The 1,110-nt window shown below is 53.2% G+C and carries 1 protein-coding gene and 1 pseudogene; one reads left to right on the top strand and one right to left on the bottom strand.

Going from position 1 to position 1,110, the window contains the following annotated elements:
* The coding region (locus G516_RS23995) for a helix-turn-helix domain-containing protein (RefSeq protein WP_211225121.1) at positions 1-615 on the top strand (615 nt) is incomplete at its 5' end.
* A gap of 58 nt (positions 616-673) precedes the next feature.
* Here G516_RS23995 and G516_RS24890 read toward each other — a convergent pair.
* Positions 674-1,110: pseudogene (locus G516_RS24890) on the bottom strand (hypothetical protein); the annotation flags it as partial.

The raw sequence follows: 1,110 nt of genomic DNA, 5'->3' as shown, positions 1-1,110 counted from the left end.
AATTGCCCATGTCAATGGGAAGTTTTTTGTATGGGCGAGTTTTTTGATCGGCTCAGGGAAGAGCGAGAGCGTCTTGGTCTGACTCAGGGGGATGTTTGCGATCTAGTCAACTCGACAAGAAGGACCGTGCATTCATGGGAGCAAGGGGCTTCCACGCCCAATGCCACCCATCTGGCAGCGCTGCGTGAACGGGGCTTTGATGTTCTGTATTTGCTGAGTGGCAGTCGTTCTGAAGACTTCGACCACGTGTTGACCGAGCGTGAATCTGAGTGGTTGTCGTTCTACCGAAATTTCAATGGATCAGCGGCTGCACAGGATTTGTTGCTGAACTTTATGCGCTTTACCCAACCACCAAAGCCACAGGTCAAGACAGTCAAAACTGTGTTAATCACGGCGACGAGCGAGCCGATTGAGCAGGTTCAAATGGCTTGGCTAGAGGACAAGGGCTACCGGGTTGAACGCGGCTCAACCCTGAGCCTGCGCACCGACTACGTTCTGTTCGACGAAGACGATCTGCTGGATGCTGAGCTGCTAAAAGCGGCAAGTGAGCGCAATATTCCTGTACTAAAAGGATGTGACTTCATAAGCTTATTTAGCGATTTGTATCAAAGCTAGTAACACTCGAATGATGACCGGCAGTATTGAGCTGTTCAAAGCGATCCATTGGCTTGTCTCACTTCTGCACTGATGCTGGTATCTCTGCGATAATTCTGGTTGCCGTGCCACTTCCGTCTATTTGATGTTCAGCAACAGCCACAACCCAACCTGTTGCCGGCACGTCTGCCGGGAACCCTTCCAACACAAGTGATGCCTCGGCGATGACGTCGGGGTTGAGCTGTTCCAGGTCGATTTCTAGCGCCTGTTCGGCGCGTTTCAGTTTTTTCCATTTTGCATTGGCCGCTTCTACTGCTGCCGCTTCGGTTCGGTATGTTTTACGTATGACGAAGGGGTTTTCAGTGCTGCCGGTCGTGACGGTGGCTCGGCGAGCGTAGGCGCGGTCGTTGTAGTTGGCCGATACGCCTGTGTAGGTGGTTTTGGCTTTGGTGTAGCGCCATTGAGTGCAGCTACTGAGTGGGATGGCGATGGTGGGCAGGGCGGTGCCGGCGGGGG

It is taken from the genome of Oceanobacter kriegii DSM 6294, assembly GCF_000422845.1.
Classification (GTDB): domain Bacteria; phylum Pseudomonadota; class Gammaproteobacteria; order Pseudomonadales; family Oceanobacteraceae; genus Oceanobacter; species Oceanobacter kriegii.
This window is presented reverse-complemented; position numbering and strand designations above follow the sequence as displayed.